We start from the raw sequence: 17063 nt of genomic DNA on the forward strand, positions 1-17063 counted from the left end.
TTAAAAATAAAATCATGGAGGTACATATGAAGACAATTTCTTTAGTTTATATCAGTTTGAGTGGCAATACTGAGAGTTTTGTGACCCGCTTGAAAGACTATCTCTTGTCCCAGTACGAGGGAATTGAGGTTCAAAAGATTCATATCAAGGATTTGGTTAAGGACGGCCAAGATTTTTATGAAATGGAGCATCCCTATGTCGCTTTTTTGCCGACCTACCTGGAAGGTGGGAATGGCGTAGATAATGGAGATGTCGAGATTTTGACAACACCAGTGGGGGATTTTATCGCCTATGGAGACAATGCTAGTAAGTGTTTTGGCGTGGTTGGCTCAGGAAATCGTAACTTTAATAATCAATACTGCCTGACAGCCAAGCAATACAGTCAACGTTTTGGTTTCCCTGTATTGGCTGACTTTGAAATGCGAGGCATGCTGGAAGATATCAAACGTGTCGCAGCTATTATCGCAGATTTGTATGAGTTGGAAAGTTGAGCTTAGGCTTGACTTTTTATTATTCCAAGTGGTTTTATCAGCACTCTTACTTTTTATGCTTCAAGAGTTGATTGATATGGTTCACTTTTTTAGCTTCTCTTTTATAGAGAATAGCCCAAATGATGAGGTAGACAATCGCAAACTCGATAATGAGCTGGAGATAGAAGATCCAGTGGAAGGGAAACCAACCTGCTAGGGTTGCTAGTGGGACAAAGCCAGCCAGCATGAGGAAGAAATGGGTCAGAGTCGCACGGAGCAAGCTCCAGTCACGGCTGAATAATCGCTTCCCAAAGTTGAAGAGAATACCGATAGCTGCCCAAATAAGTGTGCAGTAGAGCAAGACCAAGGCACCGTGAACCTGATGTTGAGCCATCACTTGGCCGATGAGAGACTCGGGACTCAGTGGTGCGTAGGTATTTGGGGAATACATAAGTGAAAAGATGATAGAGAGGATGAGGCCGATGAGGACACCAGCAGCTGCGTCGTGGAAAATTTGTTTTTTCATAGTTCTAATTTCTCCTTGATGGTTTTTAGGTAACGGCGTGAAGAGTAGGTGAAGCTTTTGTTTTTCAAGAAAATTTCTACCAGACCGTTGGGCGTGAGCTTGAGATGAGAGATGGAGTTGATATTGATGATTTCTGATTGGGAAATTTGGATAAAATTGCTTGGCAAAAGTTCAAGAACCTGATAGAGCCGTAAATCAATGTTGTAGGTCTGACTCGCCGTTTCTGCTAGGACCTTCCGATTCTCGATATAGAAGCGTTGTATCTTACCAATCTCAACTAGATAGACCTGATCATCAATCTTTCCTTTGATTGTTTCTTTTTGGTCCAGATTTTCTGCGAACTCGATGACTTTCTGGACTTTTTCGGTTTCTTGAGGTGCTTGCACAATCAGTCTTTCCTCTTCGTAAGTTTCACTAATCTGTAGTTCTACTTTCATAAATTTCTCTCCTTGTTTTTCATACAAAATTGTGATCACTTCTTGTACACCTTTATTAAACACTATTTTTCAGCCCCTTGCAAGGGGCTTTGTTTATGTGGATGGATTTGGCTCCTATGTGGTGGAGCTTTTCTGTCCTTTCTGAAATATGGTATAATAGCACTAATCAATTTCTAGGAAAATAGATACAGAAAGGGGCTGAAAGATGTCTCATATTATTGAATTGCCAGAGGTGCTGGCAAACCAGATCGCGGCAGGAGAGGTCATTGAACGTCCTGCCAGTGTGGTCAAAGAGTTGGTAGAAAATGCCATTGACGCGGGCTCTAGTCAGATTATCATTGAGATTGAGGAAGCTGGTCTCAAGAAGATTCAAATCACAGATAATGGTCATGGAATTGCCCACGATGAGGTGGAATTGGCCTTGCGTCGTCATGCGACTAGTAAGATAAAAAATCAAGCAGACCTCTTTCGAATTCGGACGCTTGGTTTTCGTGGTGAAGCTCTGCCGTCTATCGCATCCGTCAGCGTTTTAACTCTTTTGACAGCAGTTGAGGGTGCAAGTCACGGAACCAAGCTAGTTGCGCGTGGGGGTGAAGTTGAGGAAGTCATCCCAGCGACTAGTCCTGTGGGAACCAAGGTTTGTGTGGAGGACCTCTTTTTCAACACGCCTGCCCGCCTCAAGTATATGAAGAGTCAGCAAGCGGAGCTGTCTCATATCATTGATATTGTCAACCGTCTGGGCTTGGCCCATCCTGAGATTTCGTTTAGTTTGATCAGTGATGGCAAGGAAATGACGCGGACAGCTGGGACTGGTCAACTGCGCCAAGCTATCGCAGGGATTTACGGTTTGGCGAGTGCTAAGAAGATGATTGAAATTGAGAACTCTGACTTAGATTTCGAAATTTCTGGTTTTGTGTCCTTGCCTGAGTTAACTAGAGCCAACCGCAACTATATCAGTCTCTTCATCAATGGCCGTTATATCAAGAATTTCCTACTCAATCGTGCTATTCTTGACGGCTATGGTAGTAAGCTCATGGTAGGCCGTTTTCCACTGGCTGTCATTCACATCCATATAGACCCTTATCTAGCGGATGTCAATGTTCATCCAACCAAGCAAGAGGTGCGGATTTCCAAGGAAAAAGAACTGATGACGCTGGTCTCAGAAGCTATTTCCAATAGTCTTAAGGAGCAAACTTTGATACCTGATGCCTTGGAAAATCTTGCCAAATCGACCGTGCGCAATCGTGAGAAGGTGGAGCAAACTATTCTCCCACTCAAAGAAAATACGCTCTACTATGAGAAAACAGAGCCGACAAGACCTAGTCAAGCTGAAGTAGCTGATTATCAGGTAGAATTGACTGATGCAGGACAGGATTTAACCCTGTTTGCCAAAGAAACCTTGGACCAATTGACCAAGCCAGCAAAACTGCATTTTGCAGAGAGAAAGCCAGCTAACTACGATCAATTAGACCATCCAGAGTTAGATCTAGCTAGCCTTGATAAGGCCTATGATAAGCTGGAGCGAGAAGAATCATCCAGCTTTCCAGAGTTGGAGTTTTTCGGGCAAATGCACGGGACTTATCTCTTTGCCCAAGGGCGAGATGGGCTCTATATCATAGACCAGCACGCGGCGCAGGAACGGGTCAAGTACGAGGAGTATCGTGAGAGCATTGGCAATGTTGACCAGAGCCAGCAGCAACTCCTAGTGCCCTATATCTTTGAATTTCCTGCGGATGATGCCCTGCGTCTTAAGGAAAGAATGGCACTTTTGGAGGAAGTTGGGGTCTTTCTAGCAGAGTACGGAGAAAACCAATTTATCTTACGTGAACATCCTATTTGGATGGCAGAAGAAGAGATTGAGTCAGGTATCTATGAGATGTGCGACATGCTCCTTTTGACCAAGGAAGTTTCTATCAAGAAATACCGAGCAGAGCTGGCTATCATGATGTCTTGCAAGCGATCTATCAAGGCCAATCATCGTATTGATGATCATTCAGCTAGACAACTCCTCTATCAGCTTTCTCAATGTGACAATCCCTATAACTGTCCTCACGGACGTCCTGTTTTGGTGCATTTTACAAAGTCGGATATGGAAAAGATGTTCCGACGTATTCAGGAAAATCACACCAGTCTTCGTGAGTTGGGGAAATATTAAACGAATACGCTTTGAAAATCTTTTCAAACTAGGTCAGCTCTATCTGCAATATCAAAGCTGTGCTTTGAGAAACCTGCTGCTAGCTTTCTAGTTTGCTTTTGATTTTCATTGAGCATAAAAGGAAAACTATGTACGAATATTTAAAAGGAATCATTACCAAAATCACTGCTAAATACATTGTTCTTGAAACCAACGGTATCGGTTATATCCTGCATGTGGCCAATCCATATGCCTATTCAGGACAGGTCAATCAAGAAGCTCAAATTTATGTGCATCAGGTCGTGCGTGAGGATGCTCAGCTGCTTTATGGATTTCGTTCAGAGGACGAGAAAAAGCTCTTTCTCAGTCTGATTTCGGTTTCTGGGATTGGTCCTGTGTCAGCTCTTGCTATTATTGCTGCTGATGACAATGCTGGCCTGGTTCAAGCCATCGAAACCAATAACATCACCTACTTGACCAAGTTCCCTAAAATTGGCAAGAAAACAGCCCAGCAGATGGTGCTGGACTTGGAAGGCAAGGTAGTAGTTGCAGGAGATGACCTTCCTGCTAAGGTGGCAGTTCAAGCAAGTGCTGAAAACCAAGAATTGGAAGAAGCTATGGAAGCCATGCTGGCGCTTGGCTACAAGGCAACTGAGCTCAAGAAAATCAAGAAATTCTTTGAAGGAACGACAGATACAGCTGAGAACTATATCAAGTCAGCCCTTAAAATGTTGGTCAAATAGGAGCAGAGCATGACAAAACGTTGTTCATGGGTCAAGATGACCAATCCGCTCTATATCGCCTATCATGATGAGGAGTGGGGTCAGCCCCTCCGTGATGACAAAGCATTGTTTGAGTTATTGTGCATGGAAACCTATCAGGCAGGCCTGTCTTGGGAAACGGTGCTCAACAAACGACAAGCTTTCCGAGAAGCGTTTTATGGCTATCAAATTCAAGCGGTGGCAGACATGAATGACACCGAATTGGAAGCCTTGTTGGAGAATCCAGCCATCATTCGAAATAGAGCCAAGATTTTTGCTACACGCGCTAACGCCCAAGCCTTTCTACGACTACAGGAAGAATATGGCTCTTTTGATGCCTATCTTTGGTCTTTTGTTGAGGGAAAAACGATCGTTAACGATGTTCCCGATTACCGCCAAGCCCCAGCTAAAACCGCTTTGTCTGAAAAATTGGCCAAAGACCTCAAAAAACGAGGTTTCAAGTTCACAGGCCCAGTCGCTGTTTTGTCTTTTCTACAGGCAGCAGGCCTAGTTGATGACCACGAGAATGATTGTGAATGGAAAAGCGGTCACTAGTGTGTACAGGTAACTAGCATATCTGAGAATATATAAAAAGCTGAGAAATTTGTACTGACCCCAAAAAGTTAGACAATTAATTTATCCGAAGGATTTAGTTCTGTATTGCACAGGACTGAGTCCTTTTAGTTTTACCTTAATTCGTTTATTGTTGTAGTAATCAATATAGTCTACAATGGCTTGTTCCAATTGGTTGAGCGACTCAAATGACTTCTCATAACCATAAAACATCTCCGATTTCATAATGCCAAAGAAAGATTCCATCATGCCGTTGTCTGGGCTGTTACCTTTACGTGACATGGATGCTTGAATTCCCTTACCCTCTAGAAACTGATGATAAGAATCGTGTTGATATTGCCAGCCTTGGTCACTATGGAGAATCGTATTCTCGTAGCGCTTCTCTGTGAATGCTTGTTCCAACATTGTTTTTACTTGTTCTAAGTTGGGTGAAGTTGAAAGATTATAGGCGATAATTTCGCTATTAAAGCCATCTAAAACTGGTGATAAGTAAAGCTTTTGAGCGCTTGCTGGAATGGCAAATTCTGTCACGTCCGTATAACACTTTTCCATTGGTTTAGCTGCTTCAAATTGGCGTTGAATAAGGTTGTCTGCTTTCTTGCCAACATCTCCTTTATGAGAAGAATACTTGCGTTTCTTGCGGATTCTAGCTTGTAAATTGAGCACTTTCATAAAGCGTTGAACTCTTTTATGATTGACCACATAACCACGATTTCTTAATTCTAAATGGATTCGACGATATCCGTAATTTCCTTTTTGTTCGGTAAAAATAGCTTGAATTTCAGCTTTAAGCTTTTGATCCTTATCTGGTTTGTCTAGCTGTTTCAAATGATAGTAGTAGGTCGAACGAGCGAGTTTAATGGTTTTTAGAAGAATATCTAACGAAAAATCAGTGATTAATTCTTGAACAATTTCTGTCTTTCTTCTTTCTCTTTTTCCTCCTTCAAGCGGAGTTCTCTCAACTTTTTTAGGACAGCATTCTCCGCTCTCAGATACTCGTTTTCTGCTTGAAGTCGTTCTAACTCTGTCATCTCTTCGGGTTTCTTCTTTGGTTTACGTCCCATTTTAGATGGTCTCCCTTTTGTTTTCTCAACAATAGTATACCCGTTTTTCTTGTATTGTGCCATCCAATTTGGAAGCATACCACGATTTGGGAGAGCATATTCGAGAGAAACTCTATCTTGAGACCAGTTTTCATGTAGGACTTTATCAATCATTTCTTGTTTTAATTCAGGAGAATAGTAACGATTTTTTTCTTTTTTGACGAACTCTATTCCATAACGATCAATCAATTTAATCATGTACCTAATATTAGAATTGTTTATCCCAAATTTATTTGAAAGCTTCTCTAAGCTATATCCTTGTTTTCTAAGTTCATAGATCTGAACTTTATCATCATAAGTTAATTTCATAATAAAAGCCCCCCAAAAGTTAGATTTTTTCTGTCTAACTTTTGGGGGGCAGTTCAATTTTTCCCAGCTTTTTATATATACTATTAGATTGGTTAGAGTGAAGTCAAAAAAGTGATTCCACCTAAAATAACACCAGCTGAATTTGGAATGATTAGTATCCAATCCTTCTTAGGTTCCTTTGTCCATCCATAAATAACCCAGATTAAGCAAGATATAGCAGCTGATAAAGGTTGAAATGGTTGAGCTTTATTTCCCTGTAAATTAGCGATAATTTGAGGTATGTAGGCAATAAATACTATGATTCCAATAAAGGCACCAATAGAACCTACGATTCGATTAATTTTTTGTTTTGTCATATACACCTCCTTCAAAAGGATATCATAGAAATTAGCGAAATGCAATAAATTCAGATACAAATTGTAACGAAAACGAATACAAAAGCACAAAAATAGAGACACTATTTATTTTTTGTTATAGTCAAAGCGAATGACTTGCTCCTGTGCATCTACATAGGCATGGACTCCGAAGGGGACAATTGCTCTCGGAGTTGCGTGGCCGACATTCAGATTATAGACAATTGGAATATTGCTGTCAATGATATCCAATAGTGCCTCTTTATAGTCGTCATAGAAAGTTTCATCCATAGGTTTCCCGACCAAGAGTCCGCTGATGACCTTGAATATACCAGTGTTCTTTAAAGTTTGTAACATCTTTTTGAAGTCTTCCGGCTCAGGCTTTTCTTCGCTTGTCTCTAGCAAGAGGATCTTTCCTTCCCAGTCTGACAAGTCAGGGAAAAGTTTGTATTCTTGGCAGAGCTCCGTGCTATCTGCGTATCGAGAGTTGTCAAAGATATCGTAGAGGGATTCGAGGCAACCACCGAGGATTTTCCCCTCGAACTGGGCAGTTCCTTGTAACAACTCAAAACCAGTATTTGTATGACTGACACGAGGTGTCCCCAGAGCTTTGGGACTAAAATCAGTTCGTTCCTCATACCAAACATTGCTAGGGCGAATTTCTGAGATTCTTCCTGTCTCAATCAATTCTTTAAAGTAGTGAAGGCTATAGGCTAGCATTTCTTTGTCCAATTCACAAATGTCTGCTAAAAAGGATTGACCATAAAAAGTTTTAACACCTAGTTTATGCAACATGAGATGGTTCATGGTTGTATCTGAGAAGCCAAGAAATATTTTTTGGTTGATAACCTTTTGTAGTTGGTCATTTTCAAAAAGATAAGGTAGTAAGCGATAGGTATCGTCTCCACCGATGGCGCATAGGATCATGTCGATGCTATCATCAGAAAAGGCATGAATCAAATCCTCTGCACGAGCTTCAGGATGGTCCTTGATAAAGTCTAATCCTTTTAGCGAATGAGGCAAAAAGGTAGGATTGAGTCCCAGGTTCTTGAGACGTTGGACACCCAAGTCCACTTCGTGTTTGACAAAGTCCTCTCCGATAATGCCACTAGATAAACTAACAACACCAATAGTAGAAACCATATTTCTTCCTCCTAGAAATTGATTGAGCCTATTTTATCATAAAAGATGGGAGAAAACTATAGGGAAAAGGGTAGAGGGAAGCTTGTAGGCAAGCAAGTGAAAAAGCAACCGCTGGTGCAGTTGCTTTTCGTTTTCTAATCAGTAATCTCGCTAGATATGAGTTACTTGGTCAACTCTTGATTATAGGAGAGAGCCAAATCAATCCAGTAAGGCAATTCTTTTTGGCCTTCTATATCTAAGTCTATATACCCATGATAAAGGCGCCCCCTCATCAATGTAGTATGAGCTCCTGTTCGGGGTAGAACTTGCTTCTCCATTTCCTTGCCAATTCTGACCATAACCAGTTCATCCTTTCTGGAACTGACAGTAAGGACCATTTTACCACGAATCATAAAGGCCAGGCCACCAAACAGCTTCTTTTCTTCTAGCTCTTCTTCGAAAATTTGGGGAGGAAGTTTGAGCGCTAGAATTTTTCGAATCTGCTGAGCTAAAGATTGACTATATGCCATAGCTCTTTCCTTTTCTTAATAACGTGTTGGTCCTGCACTTGCGCTGCGGATGTTCAAGCGTTTCTTGAGATAGAAGCGAAGGGCTAGGAGAACTGCTCCGATAATAGCCAGTGGCAATGGAGCAAGTACTGGGTTAAGGCTAGCTGGTAGGAAGCTTGTTGCAAAGAAAACAAGCAACCAAAGGAACATAGAAGCTAGGATAACTAGTACAGATTTCCAGAAAGGTGGACGTTGACTGCGGTCCATATCTGGTCCATAGTATTGATAAACGAAGTAGTACATCAAGTAGAAGGCAAATCCACCAACCAGTCCAACTAGCAGGAGGGTAATCAAACCGTAACCGATAGCCTGATCTGCTGAGAAGAAGGTTGTGAGGGCGCTGACGAGGGCAAAGAGGCTAGTGATGAAAAGAGCTGAGTCCATAATCATGAGTTTTGGATCATCATTTTCTTTTGGATGCTCTTTTTCATATTGCTCCTTGACAGAGAAGCTATGAGCCCAATGGGTTGGTGCGCCGTAGAGGGAACGAGCAGTCGTACCCTTGGCTTGCTCTTCAAGGATTTGGGGAATAACTTCCTCAAAAATAGTCTTGATTTCAGCGTCTGTTTTTCCATCTTTGATGAATTGTTGGGTAGCGATGTGGATAAACTCTTGGTTTTTCTTAGTTAATTTTTGTAGATCAATCTGAGACATAGGAACTCCTCTTAGAACCATTTTTTATGGATGAGATAGAGAGTGAGCGAGACACTCATAGCAAAGGCGATAAAGACGATTAACCAAAAAGCATTTGGCTCGCCGTTTAGGGGGATTTCATTATCCTTAAAGTTCATCCCGTAGGCAGAAAAGACCATGGTTGGGATAGACATGACGATGGTCACAAGGGCCAAGGTTTTCATGATGTTGTTCTGGTTGTTAGAAATGATAGAGGCAAAGGTCTCTGTCATAGAGTGTAAGACATTTCCATAGATATCTGCCATCTCGATGGCCTGTTGGGTTTCAATCAGGGTATCTTCAAGCAGGTCTTCGTCCTCAAGGTATTTCTTGATATTGCTGGTTGAGCTGGTCAATTTCTTGATCACGCGCTCATTTGTTTTGAGGGAGGCCTTGAAATAGACGATGGTTTTTTCCAATTCCATGAGCTCAATCAATTCTTCATTACGAGTTGATTGATGCAGTTGACTTTCGATTTGCTCACTCTTACGGTCGATTGAACGAAGGGCTGTTAGGTAAAGCTCTGCATTGCGATAAAGAATCTGGAAGATAAAACGCGAACGCATGAAGGTGTAGAAATTACGCAAACGACGGTTGATAAAGACATCGAGGACTGGTAGTGGTTCCAAACACGTAGTGATAATGGTTTCCTCGGTGATGATAATACCAAGAGGGATGGTGACGTAGTAGGTGCGGTTATTTCTTTCTTCTGTAACTGGCACGTCAACGATAATCAGGGTATACTCGTCTTCAATCGTAATACGAGACATTTCTTCCGCATCGAGCGGTGCTCGGAGGTCGGCAATATCAATATCGAAGGCGTTAGCGATTTCGAGTGATTCATTTTGAGTCGGATTAACGAGATTGATCCAAGTACCCGGTTCAAGCGTATCGATCTCTTTAAATTCAGTTGTTGTAGAGAGAAAAACTTGTTTCATATCCCTTATCCTTTCTCATTTTTCAGATTTTTTCACACCGTACTATTATACTACAAAATCAGCTTTTTGGGTAATAGAATCTCACTTTTTTTGGTATAATGGTAAGCAATAATGGACTAGAAAGAACAAAGATGCAAGATAAAATTGTCATTCATGGGGCGCGTGCCCATAATTTAAAAAATATTGATGTGGAGATTCCACGAGACAAGTTGGTCGTCGTAACAGGCTTATCAGGTTCAGGGAAATCCAGTCTGGCCTTTGATACCCTCTATGCGGAGGGTCAACGTCGCTATGTAGAGAGTTTGTCAGCCTACGCTCGTCAATTCTTGGGAAATATGGAGAAGCCTGATGTAGATGCTATTGATGGCCTCAGCCCAGCTATTTCTATTGACCAGAAAACGACTAGTAAAAACCCTCGCTCGACAGTGGGAACCACGACTGAAATCAATGACTATCTGCGTCTCCTCTACGCGCGTGTGGGGACGCCTTACTGTATCAACGGGCATGGAGCTATCAAGGCTTCTTCTGTGGAGCAAATCGTTGATAAGGTTTTGGAGTTACCTGAACGCCAGCGCTTGCAAATCTTGGCCCCTGTCATCCGCAAGAAAAAAGGCCAACATAAGAGTGTTATCGAGAAGGTTCAGAAAGATGGGTATGTTCGTGTCCGTGTGGATGGGGAAGTCTATGATGTGACCGAAGTGCCAGAATTGTCAAAGAGCAAGCAACACAATATTGATGTCGTGGTTGACCGTATTGTCATCAAGGAGGGCATTCGTAGTCGTCTCTTTGATTCCATTGAGGCTGCCCTTCGTATCGCAGAAGGCTATGTCATTATCGACACTATGGACGACTCTGAGTTGTTGTTCTCTGAGCATTATGCCTGTCCAGTTTGTGGCTTTACTGTTCCAGAGTTAGAGCCACGTCTCTTCTCATTCAATGCTCCTTTTGGTTCTTGTAGTGAGTGTGACGGCTTGGGTATCAAGCTGGAGGTGGATACTGATTTGGTAGTGCCAGATGCCAGCAAAACCTTGCGTGAGGGAGCCTTGGCTCCTTGGAATCCTATTTCATCCAACTACTATCCAAACATGCTAGAGCAGGCTATGACAGCCTTTGGAGTGGATATGGATAATCCTTTTGAAGATTTGTCAGAAGAAGATAAGAACTTGATTCTCTATGGATCTGATGGTAAGGAATTCCATTTCCACTATGAGAATGAATTTGGTGGCGTGCGCGATATCGATATTCCTTTTGAGGGAGTTGTTAATAATATCAAACGTCGTTACCATGAAACCAATAGTGACTACACCCGCACCCAGATGCGCCTTTACATGAATGAGCTGACCTGCGGAACCTGTCATGGTTACCGTCTTAATGATCAGGCCTTGTCTGTCCGTGTGGGTGGTCAGCAAGGACCACATATCGGAGAAATTTCAGACCTGTCTATCGCAGATCACTTGGAGTTGGTGAGTCAGTTGACTCTATCTGAAAATGAAGCTATTATTGCTCGTCCCATTCTCAAGGAAATCAAGGATCGTTTGACCTTCCTTAATAACGTGGGTCTTAACTATCTGACTCTGTCACGTTCGGCAGGAACCCTTTCAGGTGGGGAAAGTCAGCGTATTCGTTTGGCAACCCAGATTGGTTCTAACCTATCAGGTGTCCTTTATATTCTAGACGAGCCGTCAATCGGTCTTCACCAGAGGGATAATGATCGTCTGATTGCCAGTCTCAAAAAGATGCGTGATTTGGGCAATACTCTCATAGTAGTGGAACATGACGAAGATACCATGCGTGAGGCTGATTATCTGATTGACGTTGGTCCTGGTGCGGGTGTTTTTGGTGGGGAGATTGTTGCTGCAGGTACACCCAAACAGGTGGCTCGCAACAGCAAGTCTATCACAGGCCAGTACTTGTCAGGCAAACGTGCCATTCCAGTGCCAACAGAGCGCCGTACAGGAAATGGTCGTTTTATCGAAGTGACAGGAGCGCGAGAGAACAACCTGCAAAATGTCACAGCTCGCTTCCCACTAGGAAAATTCATCGCAGTGACAGGGGTGTCGGGCTCAGGGAAATCGACCCTCATCAACAGCATTCTCAAAAAAGCTATTGCCCAGAAGCTCAACCGTAATTCAGACAAACCTGGTAAATTCAAGACCATAACAGGGATTGAGCATGTAGACCGCTTGATTGATATTGACCAGAGTCCTATTGGACGAACGCCAAGGTCTAACCCTGCTACCTATACAGGAGTTTTTGACGATATACGTGACCTATTTGCCCAGACAAACGAAGCCAAGATTCGAGGCTACAAGAAGGGTCGTTTCAGTTTCAATGTCAAGGGTGGTCGTTGTGAAGCCTGCTCAGGTGACGGGATTATCAAGATTGAGATGCACTTCTTGCCAGATGTTTATGTGGCTTGTGAAGTCTGCCATGGAACCCGCTACAACAGTGAGACCCTAGAAGTTCATTACAAGGAAAAAAATATCTCGCAGGTCTTGGATATGACCGTCAACGATGCGGTAGAATTCTTCCAACATATTCCGAAAATTCAACGTAAACTTCAGACCATCAAGGATGTGGGACTGGGATATGTGACGCTAGGGCAACCAGCTACCACCCTTTCTGGAGGAGAAGCCCAGCGTATGAAGCTGGCTAGTGAACTCCACAAACGCTCGACAGGCAAGTCATTCTATATTCTGGATGAGCCAACGACAGGGTTGCATACTGAGGACATTGCTCGCTTACTTAAAGTCTTGGCTCGCTTTGTAGACGATGGCAATACAGTCCTTGTTATCGAGCACAATCTGGATGTTATCAAGACGGCAGACCATATTATTGACTTGGGACCTGAAGGTGGTGTCGGTGGTGGAACCATCATCGCAACAGGAACTCCAGAAGAAGTAGCGGCCAACGAAGCTAGCTACACAGGACACTATTTGAAAGGAAAATTAAAACATGAATAAACGTGTACAAGCATTTCTAGCTAAAATGCAAGAAAAAGAACTAGATGGCATTATCATCAACAACCTTAAAAACGTCTATTATTTGACTGGTTTTTGGGGCTCAAACGGAACAGTCTTCATCAGCCGTGACCGTCAGGTCTTGGTGACAGACTCTCGCTATATCATTGCAGCTAAGCAAGAAACCAGTGGGTTTGAGATTGTGGCTGATCGTGATGAATTGGCTGTCATTGCAGGCATTGTTAAGGATATGGGCTTGTCTCGAATCGGTTTTGAGGATGAGATTTCAGTATCTTATTACCACCGTATGCAGGTAGCCTTTGAAGGAATTGACTTGCTTCCACAAACTCAGTTTGTTGAAGGTCTTCGAATGATTAAGGATGAGGCAGAGATTGCAGCGATTCGCAAGGCTTGTTCTATCTCAGACCAAGCTTTCCGCGATGCGCTTGACTTTATTAAGCCAGGAAAAACTGAAATTGAAATTGCCAACTTCCTTGACTTCCGTATGCGTGAGTTGGGAGCATCTGGCTTATCTTTTGACACTATTCTAGCTAGTGGTATCAACTCTTCCAAACCTCATGCTCATCCTATGCACAAACCAGTGGAACTAGGAGAAGCCGTTACTATGGACTTCGGTTGCCTTTATGACCACTATGTCAGTGATATGACCCGGACTATCTACTTGGGACACGTCAGTGATGAGCAGGCAGAGATTTACAATACGGTTCTCAAAGCCAACCAAGCCTTGATTGACCAAGCTAAGGCTGGCTTAGGTTTCCGTGACTTTGACAAAATTCCTCGTGATATTATCATTGAAGCAGGCTATGGCGACTACTTTACCCACGGTATCGGACACGGTATTGGGCTGGATATTCATGAAGAGCCTTACTTTAGCCAAACTTCTACAGAAACTATTAAGGCAGGTATGGCCTTGACCGATGAACCAGGTATCTACATCGAAGGCAAATATGGCGTTCGTATTGAGGATGATATCCTGATTACAGAGACAGGTTGTGAATTGTTGACCCTAGCTCCAAAAGAGTTGATAGTTATCTAAGAATTAAACAACTCAGATGATTGACTTTTAAATTTTAAAGGTTTATACTGAAAGACGAAAACGGTAGGTGAGGCTACCATAGGGATACGGATGACTACCGCAAAGCAGTGGAGACACTACTCGTTGGTCAACAGTCCTGGTCGCGAAGGCCAAGACTAAGCTCATTACATTGCCCTATGGAGTTAAAGCTTGAACGAAAAACAGATAATTAGTTTTTTAATCCTGCCATTTTATGGTGGGATTTTCTACTGTTTAAATCAAAGAAAGGAGATAGACGATGCAAATTGACGATCACCCGGAACCGCACATACACAGCCAATCGCTGATTTGTGTCGTTCTACCCTTATAAAGTGATTGGTCTCTGTGTATGAAACACATCATTCATACAGATAGGAGAAACCAATGAAAACTACAAAAGAAAGATTAGCAACAGCTATTCATACATCTTTAAACGAAACTCTATCTTTTTATAAGACAAGTCTAACAGGCTTGACTGAGGAGCAGGTGGAGAAAAATCGTGACCTATATGGCGAAAATACCATCACAAAGGGTCAAGAAGACAGTATCCTCAAAAAGATTTACGAATCCATTATCAATCCTTTTACCATCATCTTGCTGGTCATCGCCATGATTTCCTTGGTGACCAATGTCTGGTTGGCAAAACCAGGTCAAGAAGATCCGACAACTTCCATTATCATCGTTGTCCTAGTCCTCATTTCTGGTGGCATACGCTTTGTCCAAGAACTCCGTAGTGATAAGGCTGCGACCAATCTATCAAAAATGATTGTCAACACAGCGACTGTCATTCGTCAAGGAGAAATCCAAGAAGTACCTATCGATGATTTGGTAGTAGGTGACGTGGTTAAATTAAGCGCTGGAGACATGATTCCAGCAGATCTTCTTTTATTTGAGTCGCGCGATTTCTTTGTACAACAGTCGGGCTTGACAGGTGAAAGTGAATCGGTTGAAAAATTGGCCTTGACCAAGGCAACAGTTCAACAATCTGATAGTCTGCTGGAAGCAGAAGCGCTCGCCTTTATGGGAACCAATGTCTTGTCTGGTAGTGCTAAGGCCGTGGTTTTGGCGGTTGGTGATGATACCATGATGGGGGCCATTGAGCAGACTTTGAACACCTATGACGAGCCTACTTCGTTTGAGCGAGAAATGAATAGTATTTCGTGGCTCTTGATTCGTTTGATGCTGGTCATGGTGCCCATCGTTTTCTTGTCCAATGGTTTAACAGATGGCGACTGGTTGGAAGCTGGCGTATTTGCTTTGAGTGTTGGTGTTGGGCTTACACCTGAGATGCTTCCTATGATTATCACGGCCAGTCTAGCAAAAGGCTCCATCATTATGGCCAAGGAAAAAGTGGTTATCAAGAAACTCAATGCCATACAGGACTTAGGGGCGATTGATATTTTGTGTACAGATAAGACAGGAACTCTAACCCAAGACGAAATTGTCCTTGAATATCCTTTGGACATCCACGGACGCTTGGATTTGACCGTCTTGAGACGAGCTTATCTCAATTCTTATTTTCAAACGGGCTTGAAAAATTTGATGGACAGAGCCATCATCAAACGGACTGAAAAGGAAGCAAAAGAACACGCCCTCTTGCAAAATCTGGCTCAAACTTTTCAAAAAATAGATGAGCTTCCCTTTGATTTTGAACGTAGACGGATGAGTGTTATCGTTAAGGATGAACACGAAGTTGTTAGTTTGGTAACCAAGGGTGCCCTAGAGGAGATGTTGACGATTTCCAGTTATGCGGAATACCAAGGAGTGATTACTCCCTTGACAGATGTTATTAGAGAAGAAATTTTAGCAGAAGTCAGACAACTAAATCAACAAGGTTTGCGTGTCTTGGGAGTGGCCTATAAGTCAGGTTTGAGGGAAGGCCATGCCTATACAGTTGATGATGAAGGGGATATGATTCTAACTGGTTATTTAGCCTTCCTAGATCCTCCTAAACCATCTGCAGCACCAGCAATTAAGGCTCTGTTAGAACATGGAGTTCAAACAAAAATTTTGACGGGAGACAACGAAAAAGTTACTCAAGCAGTCTGTGAAAAGGTTGGTTTGGATATCAATCAGATACTGTTAGGATCTGAAATTGATCAGATGAGTGATCAAGAATTGGCCCAAGCAGTAGAGGAGGTAACAGTATTTGCCAAACTTTCTCCTGACCAAAAAGCGAGGATTATTTTGCAATTTAAGGCCAATGGTCATGCTGTAGGCTATATGGGAGATGGGATCAATGATGCTCCTTCTATGAAAGTTGCAGATGTGGGGATTTCTGTTGATACAGCAGTAGATATTGCCAAAGAAACGGCTGATGTTATCCTACTTGATAAGGATCTCATGGTGCTTGAAAAAGGACTTGTTGAAGGTCGTAAGGTCTATGCCAATATGACTAAATATATCAAAATGACAGTGAGTTCTAATTTTGGAAATATCTTATCCCTATTGGTCTCTGGAATCTTTTTGCCATTTTTACCAATGGCACCAGTCCATTTGATTATCCTAAATCTAGTCTATGATTTGTCTTGTATTGCCTTGCCTTTTGACAAGGTGGATAAAGATTTTTTGAGAAATCCGCATACCTGGGAAGCTAAGTCCATCACACGTTTCATGATTTGGATGGGACCTATCTCTTCTGCCTTTGATATTTTGACCTTCAGTTTGCTTTATTTTATCATTGTACCCATGACAACAGGTCAAGCTTATGTTCATGGGGCAGAGTCTGCCGTAGGTTTTATTGTCTTGTTTCAGACAGGTTGGTTTATCGAGTCCATGTGGTCACAGACCATGGTTATCCATATGCTGCGTTCAGCTAAAATTCCCTTTTTACAAAGTCGTCCAGCTTGGCTAGTCCTTGTGACAACCTTATTGGCTGCAGCCTTTGTGACCTTCCTTCCCTACAGTCCACTCGCAATCCTACTTCATCTAACTCCTTTAAAACCGATTTATTTCATCTTTTTACTTTTCATCATTATTTTGTATATGATTAGCGTGACAATTGTGAAAAAAATCTATATCAAGAAATATCAAGAATGGCTGTAAATTTCATTTTGTCAAG

General features: G+C 42.4%; 15 protein-coding genes and 1 riboswitch. Of the genes, 7 read left to right on the top strand and 8 right to left on the bottom strand.

What is annotated here, in order from left to right:
- Nucleotides 1-26: 26 nt before the first annotated feature.
- Complete coding sequence (gene nrdI, locus RN80_RS02695; RefSeq protein WP_049543128.1) at nt 27-491, top strand: class Ib ribonucleoside-diphosphate reductase assembly flavoprotein NrdI; 465 nt, start codon at nt 27-29, stop codon at nt 489-491.
- Nucleotides 492-537: 46 nt separating this feature from the next.
- On the opposite strand, the gene RN80_RS02700 is transcribed toward nrdI, so the two are convergent.
- On the bottom strand, nt 538-996 hold the full coding sequence (locus tag RN80_RS02700; protein ID WP_060627396.1) for a DUF3021 domain-containing protein: 459 nt from the start codon (nt 994-996) through the stop codon (nt 538-540).
- Nucleotides 993-1433, bottom strand: coding sequence for a LytTR family DNA-binding domain-containing protein (locus tag RN80_RS02705; RefSeq protein WP_060627397.1), 441 nt, complete (start codon nt 1431-1433; stop codon nt 993-995). Before RN80_RS02705 ends, RN80_RS02700 begins: the two co-directional genes overlap by 4 nt.
- 205 nt (nt 1434-1638) lie before the next feature.
- On the opposite strand from RN80_RS02705, the gene mutL reads away from it, so the two are divergent.
- The 3 genes from mutL to RN80_RS02720 all read left to right on the top strand — a co-directional run bounded on the left by mutL (nt 1639) and on the right by RN80_RS02720 (nt 4883).
- A complete protein-coding gene (gene mutL, locus RN80_RS02710; protein ID WP_060627398.1) occupies nt 1639-3588 on the top strand; it encodes a DNA mismatch repair endonuclease MutL in 1950 nt (649 codons plus the stop codon).
- Between the two features lie 128 nt (nt 3589-3716).
- Nucleotides 3717-4310 (top strand): Holliday junction branch migration protein RuvA, encoded by a 594-nt coding sequence (ruvA, locus tag RN80_RS02715; RefSeq protein ID WP_060627399.1) that lies wholly within the window; start codon nt 3717-3719, stop codon nt 4308-4310.
- Nucleotides 4311-4319: 9 nt separating this feature from the next.
- The gene (locus tag RN80_RS02720; protein ID WP_060627400.1) at nt 4320-4883 is read left to right on the top strand and encodes a DNA-3-methyladenine glycosylase I; all 564 of its coding nucleotides are present in this window, start codon (nt 4320-4322) and stop codon (nt 4881-4883) included.
- A gap of 81 nt (nt 4884-4964) precedes the next feature.
- Here RN80_RS02720 and RN80_RS09565 read toward each other — a convergent pair.
- The 6 genes from RN80_RS09565 to RN80_RS02755 form a co-directional block, all read right to left on the bottom strand.
- A protein-coding gene (locus RN80_RS09565) for an IS3 family transposase (RefSeq protein WP_155455657.1) occupies nt 4965-6313 on the bottom strand; the annotation gives its coding sequence in 2 pieces (ribosomal slippage) (nt 4965-5872 and nt 5872-6313; 1350 coding nt in all).
- A 92-nt stretch (nt 6314-6405) separates the two neighbouring features.
- Complete coding sequence (locus tag RN80_RS02735) at nt 6406-6669, bottom strand: SemiSWEET family transporter (protein WP_000166114.1); 264 nt, start codon at nt 6667-6669, stop codon at nt 6406-6408.
- 105 nt (nt 6670-6774) lie between these two features.
- A complete protein-coding gene (locus RN80_RS02740; protein WP_049487390.1) occupies nt 6775-7809 on the bottom strand; it encodes a S66 family peptidase in 1035 nt (344 codons plus the stop codon).
- A gap of 161 nt (nt 7810-7970) precedes the next feature.
- On the bottom strand, nt 7971-8318 hold the full coding sequence (locus RN80_RS02745; RefSeq protein ID WP_000331824.1) for a hypothetical protein: 348 nt from the start codon (nt 8316-8318) through the stop codon (nt 7971-7973).
- A 15-nt stretch (nt 8319-8333) separates the two neighbouring features.
- Entirely contained in the window at nt 8334-9011 is a 678-nt protein-coding gene (locus RN80_RS02750) for a DUF1129 domain-containing protein (protein WP_060627401.1), read from the bottom strand.
- A gap of 11 nt (nt 9012-9022) precedes the next feature.
- Nucleotides 9023-9967, bottom strand: a complete 945-nt coding sequence (locus RN80_RS02755) for a magnesium transporter CorA family protein (RefSeq protein ID WP_000815623.1) — start codon at nt 9965-9967, stop codon at nt 9023-9025.
- 131 nt (nt 9968-10098) lie between these two features.
- Between RN80_RS02755 and uvrA the strand changes: the two genes are divergently transcribed.
- From uvrA to mgtA, 3 genes are all read left to right on the top strand, one after another.
- On the top strand, nt 10099-12930 hold the full coding sequence (uvrA, locus tag RN80_RS02760; RefSeq protein ID WP_060627402.1) for an excinuclease ABC subunit UvrA: 2832 nt from the start codon (nt 10099-10101) through the stop codon (nt 12928-12930).
- On the top strand, nt 12923-13984 hold the full coding sequence (locus RN80_RS02765; RefSeq protein WP_049543967.1) for a M24 family metallopeptidase: 1062 nt from the start codon (nt 12923-12925) through the stop codon (nt 13982-13984). The genes uvrA and RN80_RS02765 overlap by 8 nt, the downstream gene beginning before the upstream one ends.
- Nucleotides 13985-14041: 57 nt before the next feature.
- A riboswitch (M-box (ykoK) riboswitch) is annotated at nt 14042-14192 on the top strand.
- Nucleotides 14193-14386: 194 nt separating this feature from the next.
- Nucleotides 14387-17047, top strand: coding sequence for a magnesium-translocating P-type ATPase (gene mgtA / locus RN80_RS02770; protein ID WP_060627403.1), 2661 nt, complete (start codon nt 14387-14389; stop codon nt 17045-17047).
- The last annotated feature ends 16 nt before the right edge of the window (nt 17048-17063 follow it).

Origin of the sequence: Streptococcus mitis (assembly GCF_001281025.1) — a bacterium.
Lineage (GTDB): Bacteria > Bacillota > Bacilli > Lactobacillales > Streptococcaceae > Streptococcus > Streptococcus mitis_AK.